This window comes from Aliterella sp. E5.1, assembly GCF_057473825.1.
This window is the reverse complement of the sequence record NZ_JBYCCV010000086.1, coordinates 1-15516: the sequence shown is the minus strand read 5'-3', so window position 1 is coordinate 15516 and position 15516 is coordinate 1. Positions and strand designations below refer to the sequence as shown.

Below are 15516 nucleotides of genomic sequence, written 5' to 3'. Positions count from 1 at the left end.
TTTCTGCTTGTCTGCGCTCAGTGATATCAGTGTGCGACCCCACCCACTCACGGATGCTACCATCAGCGTTGAGAACTGGTGTACCACGAACAGAAAAATACCTGTACTCTCCATCGTGGCGACGCAAGCGGTGTTCCATCTCGCATAAGCTTTTAGTTGACACAGCCCTATTCCAGCAGGCTAGGGTATGCTCTAGGTCGTCCGGATGTATAGTTGCTGACCAGCCAAAATTTTGATATTCCTCATACGACTGACCAGTGAAGGTACTCCAGCTAGTCTGCTCTCCAGTCATTCTACCGTCTGCGCTGTTAGTCCAAGTAATTTGTGTAGTTGCAAGTATCAGAGAACGATACCGTTCTTCACTTTGCCGTAAAGCTTCTTCCGCCTGTCTGCGCTCAAAAATCTCTGCTTGCAGAAGTACATTTGCGATTTCCAATTCTTTGGTTCGTTCGCTAACCCGGCTTTCTAACTCGTCGTGGGCTTGACGCAGATCCTTCTCGGCTTGCTGGCGATCGCTGATTTCCTGAGAAAGTTTTTGGTTCGCTATTTCCCATTGTGCCGGGCTAGGAAGCACAAGGGCTTTAGGAATTAAATCAAATAGTTCCGACGCTGTATACAACGAAACTATTGCTGTAATCACTTTAAGACCCCCAGCTAGCCAATAAGCTGGATGCCAAAGCGTCCAAATTTCCATCAGATGAATTGTGCCACAGGAAACAATGAAAGCGGCAAATAGGAGGAAAACTCTCTGGAAAGGTACATCCTGTCGCTGCCGGACGAAATAGAATAGCATAACTGGAATTGAATAGTAGGCGAGTGCAATTAGCAAGTCTCCCACCACGTGTAAACCTACCAGGTAGGGATTCCAGAGATAGCAATGACCGTGGGAAACAAACTCTCCTGAATCAAATAAGTTTTCTATAAGTTTTATTATCAATTATCGCTCTTTTTATATTCGAGGTAAATCTTTACTCTAAAAAGCCATACTCAATCAATAGGACTTACACAATTAGTTATTTATAATCGAATACTCCCAAAATAGACGCAAGATCAAGGTAAACAAAGTATATAAAAAACGATTCTCCAAATCCGTTTCATTTTTTGCAGAAATGGCAATTAAATAATCACAATTAGTTAGTTCTACTATTAAGTAACCGCTGCGGAGAAGGCAACGGTGAAAATACTTACGCTCTACAATGTTTACCTCAATAAAGCCCGTAATTATACGCAGGTAAGCTAAGGATAAATAAATGTATCAATACAATTATTAAGATTCTCGGCGTTGCTGATTAAATGTATGAATTTTGGCAACGAGACGTTGCAATGCAACATCTCTACATTGGTTTTGAAATCACGTAAAATCATTTTCATACCTGAATTCAGCAACGCCAGATTCTCTTGTTCGTACTACTGCATTAGCAGCTAACAAAAAACAGGTATGGCTATTGACCCAAGTAAACTTGATGATGCTGAAATGCTTTCACCATTTACTAAAAAGCTTCCTTTGATTCACAACCGAATATCTACATGAGTCATGGGTTTGACGAGGCATTCAAGTCAAAACTTGAGGGCTTGCAATACAAAGCGCTGCTAGGTAGCACTCGCAACACTTCTTCTATTGTAGTCAAGCCAGTTGTTACCTTAGCAATCGCTGCCATCCGAAACGAGAAAAAGTTTGCTTCCTGAACATGGTTATACAGTTGGGAGATATTTCCCTCATAAATCATCTCCCGCATTGCCCGATCGATATTAAGCAACTCTATCAGCGCTTCTCGCCCCAGATAGCCAGAATTAAAACATTTAGCGCAACCTCGACCTTTACGCCATCTAGATGAATTTGCTTGCTCTAGTTTTAAGCCTAACACTTTCAAATCTGCCTCTTTAGGAGTGTAAGGTTCTGTACAATGAGGACAAACTCGGCGCGCTAGACGCTGGGCGACAATTCCTAGTAAGGCATCACTGAGTAGACCAGGGTCAGGACCAATATCTTGCAGACGAGGAATTGCTCCAAAAGCATCATTTGTGTGCAAAGTGGTAAATACTAAGTGTCCAGTCAGCGCTGCTCGTACTGCTGTTTCTGCCGTTTCCGAGTCCCGGATTTCTCCAACCATAATAATGTCTGGGTCTTGACGCATAATTGCGCGTAAGCCCGCTGCAAAAGTCATACCTGCTGCTTCGTGGACCTGGGTTTGAGTGATACAAGGCAAAACGTACTCTACCGGGTCTTCCACTGTTACCACGTTGACGTGTTCCTTGGCGACAGCTTGTAGACTTGTATAAAGAGTGCTGGTTTTACCAGAACCAGTTGGACCTGTGAGGATAATCATCCCTTGGGGCTGGCTCAACCAGGTTTTATAAATAGATAATGTTTCTGGTGTAAATCCCAAATTCTCAATATTAGAAAAAGGGTTTTGCCGAGGCAATAAACGAATTACAGCTTTTTCGCCGTTCATACACGGCAGTGTACTGACTCGCATATCCATACCCAGTCCTGACTCTTCACCAGCAGCATATTTCTCTTCCATCCGTCCATCTTGAGGGCGACGATTGTCAGAAATATCCATGTTAGACATGACTTTAAGGGCAACAATCACCTTACGGCTCAAATCTACAGGTAAGGTAGTAATGTTACGCAAAACACCATCAATGCGATAGCGTACTCTTAAGCCGTCTAGCATTGGTTCTAAATGAATATCGCTGGCGCGGTTGCGTAAAGCTGCGGAAAGTATAGTTTTAATTCTACCGATCTGGTTATCTGCTTTCGAGAGGTACAGCTGTGTCGTTTCACTAATGTCTTCTGGCTCTTGCTCGCCAGTAAGCGGATTTATCAAGGCAGCAAGGTCGTTAATATCTAGGTTTTGGGTATGAAACCAAGCGCAATAACTTTTGTAAGAAATGTGGGTTATTTTGATCTGGCTGCCTGTAAGTTCGGCTAGGTGGGCGATCTCTTGAGGTGATAAAGTAACATGGCTACCCAAATAGTAACAGCCGCGCCACAGTAGTAAGGGAATTGCTGGAGGTAAAAAACTCTTGTCAGCAAAATGCCGTAAAAATCTACTACTGACTTCCCGGTCAAGCAGGAATTGGTTGACCGTTCCTTGCTCGTCTACCAAGAAGTTGAGTGCTTCTTCACAACTTATTTTTTGGCTTTTCAATTGTTGCCAAGTGGAGGAAATGGTAAGAGAGGTTTGCATAATTATAGAACTAGGAAAGATGTATTAATAAAGTTAGAAAATCTGGTCGCAACCTACTAGTTGGCGCAGGTAATTAAAGCAATTAAAAATTTATATTTTTTGTTTTAGTTGTTAAATAACCGAGACATTTATTCTTTTATGCAAATAACTCCTGTAAATAATTGATTGATTTAATTAACGATCGTTTCTCGATAACTTTACATAACCAAGCTATAAGATAAAGTTAATACTTTTCTCCTATTAATCCAAGCGAAATTCTACTGATAACTGCGTTGACTTTAAATTAATGTCTAGTCTTGGTTACGTATATGCACTGGCTCTATTACAAACAGGAGTCACGAAGTTGAACTGAAAACAAAACGAGGAGCAAACAAATTAGCATAAACGGCATGACGAATGAGCGCCAATTTAACCTCACCTCACCATACCTAACTCACTCCAACCACGAACCAATGCAATTCTAGGCCCAAGAACGCACGAATGGCTAAACTGACAACTTGCACTCTTTCTCTTTAGAAGTGAGAGAAAAATGTATATAAATAATGTATGCTCCGCATATTTATGTCTGCTGACCTATCTCAAGCCCAAGCTCTAGTTTCAGGACTACAAAAACTGATGCCTAGTGTATATCAGCAAGATAGCCTGCAAGCAATACTAGGATTGTTTTTAGAAGGGCAAGGAAGTCCCCTGCCAGAACGCTGTAAAACCAAGTCAGCCAGTGCCTTGAGTCGGTTTTTAAATGATTATAAGTAGCCGACGCGGCAGCTAATTAGGAAAGTGAGAAAGGTTGCACTTCAGCAAATTCTATCCCAGCCGCGAGTAGGACGTAGACCGACACTACAGGTAGTAATTGATCTAACTACTCTGGAGAAAGCAGGCAAGTTCAAAGAGTTTAAACACTTGGTCCGAGTCTACAACGGCAAACGCGGTTTTCATGTTGTAATGCTCTACCTGGTAGTGGGGCAATGGCGAGTACCTTGGAGTTTTCAGGTCTACCGAGGTAAAGGTACTCCTACTCCTACTCAACTAGGATTGCGCCTTGTGCAACGACTGCCAAAAATTCTGACGCAACACTTCAAAGTTTTAGTTCTAGGCGACACTGCTTTTGGCACTAATGAATTTGTCACTAAAATCCGTCAACTCAAACACCATGCACTTGTAGGAGTTTGTAATATCCGCAAGCTGGCTGATGGGCGCAGCATAGCACAACTGCACAAACAAGGTCAGCAGGTGCGACTGCGTGGGTTAAAATTTATGGTCTGTTTATCCTGGTAATACCTCAAGCGTAAAGAAGGGCAAATTGGAAAAACGCTACATTCTCTGCACTAAAGTTCTTAAAGGCAGCACTATGACTTGGTGGGGTCGTCGCCGTTGGGCAATTGAGGGATTTTTCAAAACAGCAAAGCACCGATTTGGTCTTCATCGCTTTGGTCAACAAACCTTGTTAGGGGTGTATAGGTGGTTAGTTTTATCCTTAACTGCTTATTTGCTAGCCCATTGGGTCTACTTTCATGCTCCCAGTAGCTTCTTACCTGATTGGGGCGAGGCTGCACAGTTAGCTCTTGAACTCTTGCTTCCATTGATGGCGTTATTACCCATGCTTGCAGAAATTCAACGCCTACGACCTTTAGCCAAGCATCATGGAATAGACGTTAATGTTACTTGGTGCAAGATGTGAGTTAAGGTGAGTACTGACCTCGACAAACCCACTACCTAGCTTTGTCATGTGGGGATGTTAGAACTTGATATTAAATGGGAATACTAAGTATAGTCAAACCGCTTAATAGCTAAAGCCTAGAAATAGTCGTGACTACAGCAGTTTGAAGTGATGAATCTAACTGACTACAGTAATCATTTATACGCTAAATTGCTAGATAAACTAATGGAAAATGAAAAATTAGTGAAGTTACAGAGTTTATGTCAGCACGAAGTAACGTTTGAGCAGTTGAAGCAGCTTTTGGGTACAAAATCTAGCTATTCACAGCATGAAAAAGACAAGGCAAACGCCCTGTATGAATACCAATTAGAGAAGCAGAAAGCTTTAGCCAAAGCCATCAATCATATTCGACGAGAACTCCTAGACCTAGATGCTATTTTCCGGACAACTACCAAGGAAGTCTGCCAATTACTAGAAGCTGACCGAGTCGCTGTCTATCGCTTCACACCTAACTGGGATGGTCACTTTGTGGCTGAATTTGTCACCCCTGGTTGGGTAAAACTGGTGGGACAAGAGGTTACGAAGCTTTGGGAAGATACCTATTTACAAGAAACTCAAGGGGGTCGCTACCGCAACAATGAAACGTTTACAGTTGATGATATTTACAAAGTCGGTCATCGTCCTTGTCACATTGAACTTTTAGAGCAATTTCAGGCTAGGGCTTATATTATTGTTCCAATTCTGATTAGCGATCGGCTCTGGGGTTTGCTAGCAGCCTATCAAAACTCTGAACCTCGTCACTGGCAAGCAGCAGAGGTGAACTTAATAGTTCAGATTGGCGAACAATTTGGTGTAGCAGTCCAACAAGCAGAACTCCTGAACGCAATGCAGGCGGAAGTCACCGAGCGCCAGCGAACAGAGACAGCATTACGGCAAACAGAACATAAATACCGTAGCATTTTTGAGAATGCCGCTGAAGGCATTTTCCAGACTACTGTTGATGGACATTACCTCAATGCTAATCCTGCTTTGGCAGAAATCTTTGGCTATGCCTCGCCAGAGAAACTAATTGATACCAAGTTGCGTTCTAAAAAATCATCCTTAATTCAGGAAAAGTGGCTATACCCCAGGAACCCTGCTGCTATGTCGGAGCGCAACTTAGTATGAGAATCTCACTGACATAGGACATCAACTTTATATCGATCCTAACCGTCGTACAGAGTTTGTGCGCTTAATGCAGAAGGACAAATTCGTATCGGAGTTTGAGTCTCAGGTCTATCGCCAAGATGGCAGGATAGTTTGGATTTGTGAGAATGCTAGGGGTGTTTATGACACTAAAGATATCCTGCTGTACTACGAAGGGTTTGTCGAAGATATCACAAAACGCAAGCAGGCAGAAGCAGATATTCGTAACGCTCTGGAGAAAGAAAAAGAACTAAATGAACTTAAAGTCCATTTTATCACGATGACCTCCCACGAGTTCCGCACCCCCTTAGCTACTATCTTATCTTCTACCGATTTACTCCAAAAGTACAGCCACAAGCTGCGTGAGGACCAAAAATTCACCCATCTCAAGCAAATTCAAACCACTGTCAAAAACATGACTCTGCTTTTGAACGATCTGCTGTTAGTTGGCAAAGCCGCAGCAGGAAAACTCCAGTTCGAGCCAGCAGCGCTGGATTTGCTCTCTTTCTGTCAAGCCCTAATTGAAGAATTAAAACTTGTTGCTGACAGCTATACCATCGCCTTTGTAAACCAGTGTAACTGTACCACTGCTTTTATGGATGAAAAATTGCTGCGACATATTCTGAGCAATTTGCTCTCAAATGCGATCAAATATTCACCCCAAGGTAGCACTGTCCATTTTGAGCTTAATTGCCAACCGAGGGAAGTTATTTTCCATATCCGAGACGAAGGTATCGGTATTCCCACCGTAGACCAAGCCCAAACATTTGAGGCGTTCCATAGAGCCAGCAATGTCGGCACAATATCGGGTACAGGACTAGGGCTAGCCATTGTCAAAAACTCTGTAGACCTACATGGTGGCACTATCATCGTTGCTAGTGAGGCTGGGGTTGGTACAACGTTTAGAGTCACGATTCCATTGCATAACCAGATGACAACAGATGATTAAAATTCTAGTGATTGAAGACGAGGTACTACTGCGCGCTAACACTGTCCAAATCCTCGAATTTGAAGATTTCCATGCTATTTCCGCAGAAGACGGTTTTGTGGGCATACAGTTGGCGCAGGAACAAATACCTGATTTAATCCTTTGCGATGTGATGATGCCGAAACTCAATGGTTACGGTGTACTGCTCGCGTTGCGCCAAAATCCAGCTACCGCAGGAATTCCTTTCATTTTTGCTACGGCTAAAGCTAGCAACGCCGATCTAAGCCAAGGGATGGAACTGGGAGCCGATGGTTTTCTCACTAAGCCTTTTACCTCAGATGAACTGTTGGCTGCGATCTCTACCCATTTAAAAAAATAGGTAGTCATTACTGATGCGTTCATTAAAGATGGGGTGACAAAAATAAGATAACCCAGGTCAGCTGTGCGTTGCAGCCTAGTAGTGTGAGTGGAGAAACAGTGAGGGCAATTCATGAAATCTTGCTGGATAAAAAGTTGAGGTCAGTACTTACCCAGCATCTCAAAAGGGTAATTCCTATCCTCGAGCTGGGTAGCTAACTCTGCCATTTTCTAATGTCTTCATTTGCCAGTAGAAGTAGAAGCCGCGATCGCTATAAGCCAATTATTGGGAATACTAATTAGTGAAACTGAGCAAGCTCGCCTCTCTATTGGGCAAAACCACAAAAATTATAGTTTAGTAAGATTGAAAATAAGACAATGAAAGCTCCATTGCCTGATAACGAAGCTTCCAGGCTCGATACACTGTATCAATACGAAATTCTTGACACCCCTGCCGAAGAAGTCTTTGACGATCTTACCCGCCTAGCTGCACAGATTTGTGGGACTCCAATTGCGCTAGTTAGTTTAATTGACAGTGACCGACAATGGTTTAAGTCAAAGGTGGGCTTAGAAGCTTCACAAACTCCCAGAGATGTTGCCTTCTGCGCCCATGTTATTCTACAGCCTGACCTATTTGTGGTTCAGGACGCTGTCCAAGATGCTCGGTTTGCCAATAATCCTTTGGTTACTGAAGACCCTAACATCCGATTTTATGCTGGTGCGCCTTTAAATACTACAGCAGGGGTTGCTTTAGGAACCTTGTGTACGCTTGATTATGTGCCGCGAAATTTGAGTTGCGAACAGAAAGAAGCTTTACAAATTTTGGCTCGCCAGGTAATGACGCAAATGGAGTTACGTCGTAACTTAGCCATTTTGGAGAAGGTCAATACTCAAAGTAAGCAGTCAGAGCAAGCATTAAGAGAAAGCGAAGAACGCTATCGCCGTCTAGTAGAGCTTTCACCTGAAGCGATCGTTGTTTGCAGCGAAGAAAAATTTATTTATATAAATACTAGTGGTGTAAGACTTCTTGGTGCAACTAATGCAGAAGAGATTATCGGCAAACCTCTACTAAATTTTATTCCTCCAGGCTCTCAAGACATCATTAAGGCAAAAATTTGGCAAACTCAAGAACAAGGACAGCAGACAGAACTTATTGAAGGCAAGTTCATTCAGGTTAATAGTCAAATTATAGATATTGAGCTAAGAGGAATACCAATTGTCTATCAAGGTAAACCAGCGATGCAGATTGTGTTTAGGGATATCACCGAACGCAAGCGAACCGAAGAGCGGCTGCGGCTGCTTGAGTCGGTAGTTACTAACGCCAACGATGCAGTGCTGATCGCTGAAGCTGAACCTATTAATGAACCAGGACAGCGAATTATTTACGTGAATGAAGCCTTTTCTCGGATGACTGGCTATAGCCTAGATGAAGTGCGGGGTTTTACCCCGCGCATCTTGCAGGGAGCAAAGACTGATCGAGCAACCCTCAATCAAATTCATGCTGCACTTGATAGGTGGCAACCTGTTCGTGCAGAGATTGTTAACTACACTAAAGATGGCTCCCAGTTTTGGGTAGAGCTAAACATTGCACCAGTAGCCGATGAAACAGGCTACTTTACCCACTGGATATCGATACAGCGCAATATTACAGAACGCAAACAGCATGAGGAAGCACTACGACAAAGCGAGCAGCGCTTTCGCTTTTTAGCAGAAGCAGTTCCCCAGCAAGTATGGACGGCGCAGCCAGATGGGGGACTAGATTATGTCAGTCAGAGCGCTCTAGATTACTTCGCCTGCACGTCTGATCAAGCTCTCGGTTGGGGATGGCAGCACTTTGTGCATCCCGACGATCTACCACGGTGTTTTGAGAATTGGAGTAAGGCTTTAGAAATGGGCAAACTCTACGAAGTTGAATTTCGCCTTAAGAATGCGGCGGACGGAGTCTATCGCTGGCACTTGGGACGGGCATTGCCCATGCAAGATGACCAGGGGCAGATCGTCAATTGGTTTGGGACTAATACAGACATCGACGATTACAAGCGGACGGAAGAGGTACTACGGTTAAATGACCGGGCTATGGCAGCAAGCAGTAATGGCATTATAATTACTGCTGCTGGTCAACCTGGACATCCCATTATCTACTGCAATCCTGCATTTGAGAAAATGACAGGCTATCACCGAGACGAAATTTTGGGACACAATTGCCGCTTTTTACAAGGCCCTGAAACTGACCCTGTGGTGCGAGCGCAAATTCGTCATGCCCTAATGCAGGAGCAAGAATGTCGGGTTTTATTAAAGAATTATCGCAAGGATAGGACTTGTTTTTGGAATGAACTAGCAATTTCGCCTGTAAAAGATGCAAACGGTCAGCTAACTCACTTTATCGGGGTGCAAACAGATGTAACCGAGCGCAAGCAAGCAGAAGAAGCGCTGTTGCGAGTAAAAGTGGCGGAAGCAGCCAAACAAGTATTAGAAAGAGAAATTATTGAGCGCAAGCAGGTAGAAGAAGCGTTGCGCGTAAGCGAGAAACGTCTGCGAAAACAGAATGGTGTACTTGTGGAACTGGCAAGACGCGAAACCCTAAATTTTGGAGATATTAATGCTGCTTTAAAAGAAATAACGAAAGCTGCTGCCTTTACCCTTGACGTTGAACGGGTCAGCGTATGGTTATATAACGACGAGCGCTCGAAGATTTACTGCCTCAATCTATATCAACAGAGTATAGATAGTTATACCAAAGGTATTGAGTTGTCGGCGGTAGATTATCCCGCCTATTTTCAGGCATTACAAGTTGAGCGGACTATTGCAGCGCACGATGCCCAAATTGATTCTAGAACCAAAGAATTTTCCGAGTTCTATCTGTCTGCGCTCGGCATTACATCCATGCTAGATGCACCAATTTGGCTAGGTGGTCGGATGGTAGGAGTTGTATGCCACGAGCATATAGGATCTACCCGCCAATGGGCGTTAGAAGAACAAAATTTTGCTGGCTCTATCGCGGACTTAGTTGCTCTGGCAATGGAAGTGTGCGATCGCAAGCGAACTGAGGAGGCACTGCGAGAGAGCCAACGAAGACTAGCTACCTTAATTGATTCGTTGCCAGGTATTGTCTTCTCTTGTAACAATGACTCTCAGTGGTCGATGAATTACCTAAGTGAAGGCTGCTTCGCTCTCACAGAATATACAAGTGAAGAACTTGTTGGCAGTGGTAGGGGTTCTTACAACACCATTATTCATGCTGAAGATTTAGCTGAAGTTGACAAGGTAATTGAGACAGCGCTCGCCAAAAAACAACCTTACGTAATGGAATATAGGATTTACACTAAATCTGGTCAGGAAAAGTGGTTATGGGAAAAAGGCAATGGAGTATTTAATAGCAAAGGGGAAGTAATTAGTCTCGAAGGCTTTATTACCGACATTACCAAACGCAAGCAGGCAGAAGAAGAAATTTGTAGTGCTTTGGAGAAGGAAAAAGAACTAGGAGAACTCAAATCCCGCTTTGTGACTATGACTTCTCATGAATTTCGCACGCCCTTAAGCACAATCTTGTCTTCTGCTGAGATCCTACAACGTTACCACCATAAATTGACGGAGGAAAAAAAACTCCATCACTTGGGGTGCATTCAAGCAACCGTCAAAAATATGACCCAGCTATTAAATGATGTCCTGTTAATCGGTAAAGCCGAAGCGGGCAAACTAGAGTGTAAGCCCATACCAATGGCTCTTGTACAGTTTTGTCGTGACTTGGTAGAAGAGATGCAAATTACTGCTAATACCCACACAATATCCTTTTGCCAACAAGGAGAATGCACAACGGCTTCTATAGATGAAAAACTGCTACGACATATCCTGAGTAATCTACTATCGAATGCTATTAAATATTCACCCTCTGGCAGCATTGTTAATTTTGACCTGATTTGCAAACAACAACAACAAGCAATTTTTCGCGTCCAAGATCGGGGCATTGGTATTCCCACTGCCGACCAAGCCAATTTATTTGATTTCTTTCATCGAGCTACCAACGTTGGCACTATTTCAGGGACAGGCTTAGGATTAGCGATAGTCAAAAAATCTGTGGACTTGCATGGTGGCAAGATTGGGATTGAGAGCCAAGTTGAAGTTGGTACTATTGTTACCGTCATTATTCCCTTACAGAACTAAAGAGCAATAAATGAAAAAGATTCTTGTGATTGAAGACGAAGAACTACTAAGGACTAATATCGTACAAATTCTCGAATTTGAGGGTTTTGTTATTATTGAAGCTAACAATGGTTTTCTCGGAATTAAGTTGGCTCAAGAACATCTGCCCGACTTAATACTTTGCGATATAATGATGCCGGAAGTCGATGGATATGGCGTACTAGGTGCGTTAAGTCAAAACCCAATTACCGCAAATATCCCCTTCATTTTTACTACCGCTAAAGCAAGCAAAGCTGACCTCCGTCAAGGAATGAATTTGGGAGCAGATGATTATCTCATTAAGCCTATTACCGCAGACGAACTCCTAAGTGCGATCTCTTCTCGCCTTAAAAAACAAGAAACTTTCTCCCAAAGTTATGTTGCTGAACTTAAGCAGGTTGAAGAACAACTGCATCATCTAATCCACTACGACAGTTTAACAAATCTACCTAACCAATTTTTGTTACGAGAGCGGCTCAATCAATTAATAATTCAAGCTGATTATGAAGATAGCCTACTACCAATTTTTCTACTTAAATTAGATCGATTCAACCAGATTAGTAGTACTTTAGGACATTTAGTTGGAGATTTGTTACTTAAAGCTGTAGCGCAGAGGTTAATAACCTGTCTTGGCGAAAATCAAACTGTAGCTCGGTTCCAAGTAGACCAATTTGCAATCCTATTGGAACCTGTTAAGAAAAAACAAGAAATAGCTAATGTAGCGCAAACTATCCTACACAGTTTATCTCAGCCTTTTCTCCTAGAAGAGCAGGAAGTTTTTATCACCGCTAATATTGGCATTGCTCTCTATCCTTTTGATAGTAAAGATACAAACACTCTGATTAAATATGCCAACATAGCTAGTGATTTTGCTAGAAAGCAAACATCAAATAGCTATCAATTTTACAATAAGGTAGTTAACACAGCTTGTGCAAATAAATTCCTATTAGATAGCAAATTACATTATGCCTTAGAACGAAAAGAACTTCAACTTTACTACCAGCCCCAAGTCGAGATACAAACAGGAAAAATTGTTGGCGCGGAAGCGTTGTTACGCTGGCATCATCCAGAAATAGGTGTAATTTCCCCAGTAGATTTTATTCCTATAGCAGAAGAAAATGGCTTGATAATTCCTATTACTGAATGGGTATTAATGACTGCCTGTAAGCAAAATAAACTTTGGCAACTAGCAGATTTTCCACCTTTACGAATAGCAGTAAACTTATCAGGTCATTACTTTAGTCAACCAAATTTTAGCAAAAGACTAGTTAATATTCTAGAAAAAGTTGGTCTGGAACCTAAATATTTAGAATTAGAGCTTACTGAGAGCATTCTCATTAAAGATACAGACTCTGTAAATGTAATATTGAAGGAAATGCAATCCCTAGGAATTCAAATAGCAATTGACGATTTTGGTACTGGGTATTCGTCTTTAAGCTATTTAAAGAAATTTTCCCTAAACACGCTGAAGATAGATCGTTGCTTTGTTAACGGTATTGTAGACGATGAAAAGACCGCAGCACTTGCTACAGCAATTATTCAAATAGCCCATAGTATGAGCCTAAAAACAGTGGCTGAAGGTGTAGAAACCGAGGCTGAACTTTCTTTACTTAGACACCAGGGGTGTGATGAGATTCAAGGCTACCTATTTAGTCGTCCATTACCAGTAACAGAATTTACAAAATTGCTTGCTGTAGGTAGAACTCTATAATCTTCTTCCATCACACCAGAACGAGAAAGCTTATCGCTCATAAATAAAACCAATCAAAATTATATTTAACAGGAGTTTATATATTTTTTTTGCTAAATGAAGTAGTTTTATAGTCCAAACCGGGAACAATTTGCTCAATACCTTAAATAAAATATTTATATGAAAACTGTGATAAAAAATGACCAACAAATTCAACATCTCCTAGTGATTGAAGATAAACAAGGAAAACGTGTCATTAAGCTAGAAGATAGTACCTGTTCAATTGGTCGCGATTCAACAAATGCTATTGTGCTGCACTCTAAACTAGTTTCTCGCCAGCATGCTATCTTACTACGAATTGCAATTCCTGAAACTGCTAGCTACTTGTTTCGGCTGATTGATGGTAACTTACAGGGAGACCGAAGTACTAATGGCATCATCATTAATGACCAACGGTGCTTTTCCCATGACCTCAAACACGGTGATGTGGTTGTATTTGGCGGGGATGTTAAGGCAATTTACTATGCTAGCTCTAATCTTTCAGATATAGAACTTGTGACCTCAAGTAAGGCTGATGAGCTTTCAGATTTTTTATCTAACTTAAACGACCCTTTTCAAACTCTAGTTGGAAAAGATATTGAATTTGAAAATTCAATTGAATCAGCACTTGTTCGGTTAGCTTCCTTTCCTGAATTATTATCCAATCCAATTATTGAGATTACTCTAAATGGCACAATTACTTATCTTAATCCAGCAGCCATCACGCAATTTCCAAGTCTAAGGGAAGCACAATTACAACACCCAATCCTAGCCGAGTTACTTGCAGAAGTTCAAAGCCGTAAGGAAAAAACTTTTATTCGTGAGGTTAAATATACTGAACGAGTTTTTGAACAATCCATACACTACATTGCTGAGAGCGATTTAATCCGAAGTTATGTTGTAGATATTACTGAGCGTAAGCAAATGGAAGCAGCACTAAAACAAGTTCATGACGAGCTAGAAAGCAGAGTAGCACAACGTACCGCCCAGTTAAACAAGGTTAATGAGCAATTGCGAAATGAAATCGTCGAGCGTCAACGAGTGGAGCAGGCGCTAAGAGCAAGCGAACAGCAACTACAAGCAATATTAGATAACTCTACAGCGCTAATTTACGTTAAAAATACTCAGGGTCAATACATTCTAGTTAATAAGTGGTATGAAACAGTTTTTCAGATTAGTAAAGAGGAGATAAAAGGTAAGACTGACTACGATCTATTCCCAAAAGAGATGGCAGAAATATATCAAGCCAACGACCAAAGAGTCTTTGAAGCTCAAGCTGCTTTAGAGTGGGAAGAGATTTTTAGTCAAGATGACGTTCTTCATACATACTTATCAATTAAGTTTCCACTTTATGACTTTTGTGGGAATATCTACGCGATTTGTGGGATTTCTACTGATATTACTAAACGCAAGCGAGCAGAAGAAAGTATTTTAAAAGCTTTAGAGAAAGAAAAGGAACTAGGCGAACTTAAATCTCGATTCGTTACTATGGCATCTCACGAGTTTCGTACTCCTTTAGCTACAATTTTATCTTCTACAGATATTCTTAAACGTTACAATCACAAATTGAGTGAGGAGAAAAAGATTGAACATTTCCAGCGTATTCAATCATCGGTCAAACACACAACAGGTTTATTAAATGACGTACTGTTAATTGGCAAAGCAGAAACAGGCAACTTAGAGTTTCAACCAACACCACTTGAACTTATAAAATTCTGTCGCGACTTAATAGAGGAAATTCAATTTAATACGAACTCTCACATGATTACCTTTTGCACTCAAGAGCAATTTATTAATGCTTGCTTAGATAAGAAGTTACTACGGCAAATTTTTAGTAATTTACTGTCAAACGCTATTAAGTATTCGACTCAAGGCGGTGCTATCCAATTTGATTTAATTTGCGAACCAGGCAAAGCTGTTTTTCGCATTCAAGATGAAGGTATTGGAATTCCTATAGCAGACCAAACCAAATTGTTCGACCCTTTTCATAGAGCCAGCAATGTTGGCAATATTTCTGGTACAGGACTGGGACTTGCCATTGTTAAAAACTCTGTAGACCTACACGGTGGCACTATCATCGTTGCTAGTGAAGCTGGAGTTGGCACAACGTTTAGAGTCACGATCCCATGCCACTATTGGTAGCCACTATGTTTGGTTAAGTAAGCTAATAGACATTTAATTTGCAATAACTTTGTCACCTTTATTTTGGATACTTCTGTGCCAGTTAATTACTAGCTCTCCCTCATTGAGCAATCTCTCTAGGATTTCTTGAAGTTGGTTGACGGAC

Annotated in this window: 11 protein-coding genes; 9 read left to right on the top strand and 2 right to left on the bottom strand. The window is 41.6% G+C overall.

Features of this window, described 5'->3' with window-relative positions; genetic code table 11:
* Both AC2VE5_RS19730 and AC2VE5_RS19725 read right to left on the bottom strand, forming a co-directional pair.
* Nucleotides 1-937: PAS domain-containing protein (locus tag AC2VE5_RS19730; RefSeq protein WP_486889396.1), on the bottom strand; the 937-nt coding region annotated here is incomplete at its 3' end.
* 595 nt (nucleotides 938-1532) lie between these two features.
* Nucleotides 1533-3194 carry a GspE/PulE family protein gene (locus AC2VE5_RS19725; RefSeq protein WP_486889395.1) on the bottom strand — a complete coding sequence of 554 codons (1662 nt, stop codon included), beginning with the start codon at nucleotides 3192-3194 and terminating at the stop codon, nucleotides 1533-1535.
* A 561-nt stretch (nucleotides 3195-3755) separates the two neighbouring features.
* Between AC2VE5_RS19725 and AC2VE5_RS19720 the strand changes: the two genes are divergently transcribed.
* The 9 genes from AC2VE5_RS19720 to AC2VE5_RS19680 all read left to right on the top strand — a co-directional run bounded on the left by AC2VE5_RS19720 (nucleotide 3756) and on the right by AC2VE5_RS19680 (nucleotide 15371).
* Nucleotides 3756-3947 (top strand): hypothetical protein, encoded by a 192-nt coding sequence (locus AC2VE5_RS19720; RefSeq protein ID WP_486889394.1) that lies wholly within the window; start codon nucleotides 3756-3758, stop codon nucleotides 3945-3947.
* A gap of 24 nt (nucleotides 3948-3971) precedes the next feature.
* The gene (locus AC2VE5_RS19715) at nucleotides 3972-4469 is read left to right on the top strand and encodes a hypothetical protein (RefSeq protein ID WP_486889392.1); all 498 of its coding nucleotides are present in this window, start codon (nucleotides 3972-3974) and stop codon (nucleotides 4467-4469) included.
* Nucleotides 4470-4494: 25 nt separating this feature from the next.
* On the top strand, nucleotides 4495-4872 hold the full coding sequence (locus tag AC2VE5_RS19710) for a hypothetical protein (protein WP_486889391.1): 378 nt from the start codon (nucleotides 4495-4497) through the stop codon (nucleotides 4870-4872).
* A 150-nt stretch (nucleotides 4873-5022) separates the two neighbouring features.
* Nucleotides 5023-6018, top strand: a complete 996-nt coding sequence (locus tag AC2VE5_RS19705) for a GAF domain-containing protein (protein WP_486889390.1) — start codon at nucleotides 5023-5025, stop codon at nucleotides 6016-6018.
* A 13-nt stretch (nucleotides 6019-6031) separates the two neighbouring features.
* A complete protein-coding gene (locus AC2VE5_RS19700) occupies nucleotides 6032-6985 on the top strand; it encodes a PAS domain-containing sensor histidine kinase (protein WP_486889397.1) in 954 nt (317 codons plus the stop codon).
* On the top strand, nucleotides 6978-7343 hold the full coding sequence (locus AC2VE5_RS19695; protein WP_486889389.1) for a response regulator transcription factor: 366 nt from the start codon (nucleotides 6978-6980) through the stop codon (nucleotides 7341-7343). The genes AC2VE5_RS19700 and AC2VE5_RS19695 overlap by 8 nt, the downstream gene beginning before the upstream one ends.
* A gap of 356 nt (nucleotides 7344-7699) precedes the next feature.
* Entirely contained in the window at nucleotides 7700-11482 is a 3783-nt protein-coding gene (locus tag AC2VE5_RS19690) for a PAS domain S-box protein (protein ID WP_486889388.1), read from the top strand.
* A 10-nt stretch (nucleotides 11483-11492) separates the two neighbouring features.
* Nucleotides 11493-13211, top strand: a complete 1719-nt coding sequence (locus AC2VE5_RS19685; protein ID WP_486889387.1) for an EAL domain-containing response regulator — start codon at nucleotides 11493-11495, stop codon at nucleotides 13209-13211.
* 159 nt (nucleotides 13212-13370) lie between these two features.
* Nucleotides 13371-15371 (top strand): ATP-binding protein, encoded by a 2001-nt coding sequence (locus tag AC2VE5_RS19680; RefSeq protein ID WP_486889386.1) that lies wholly within the window; start codon nucleotides 13371-13373, stop codon nucleotides 15369-15371.
* Nucleotides 15372-15516: the final 145 nt, after the last annotated feature.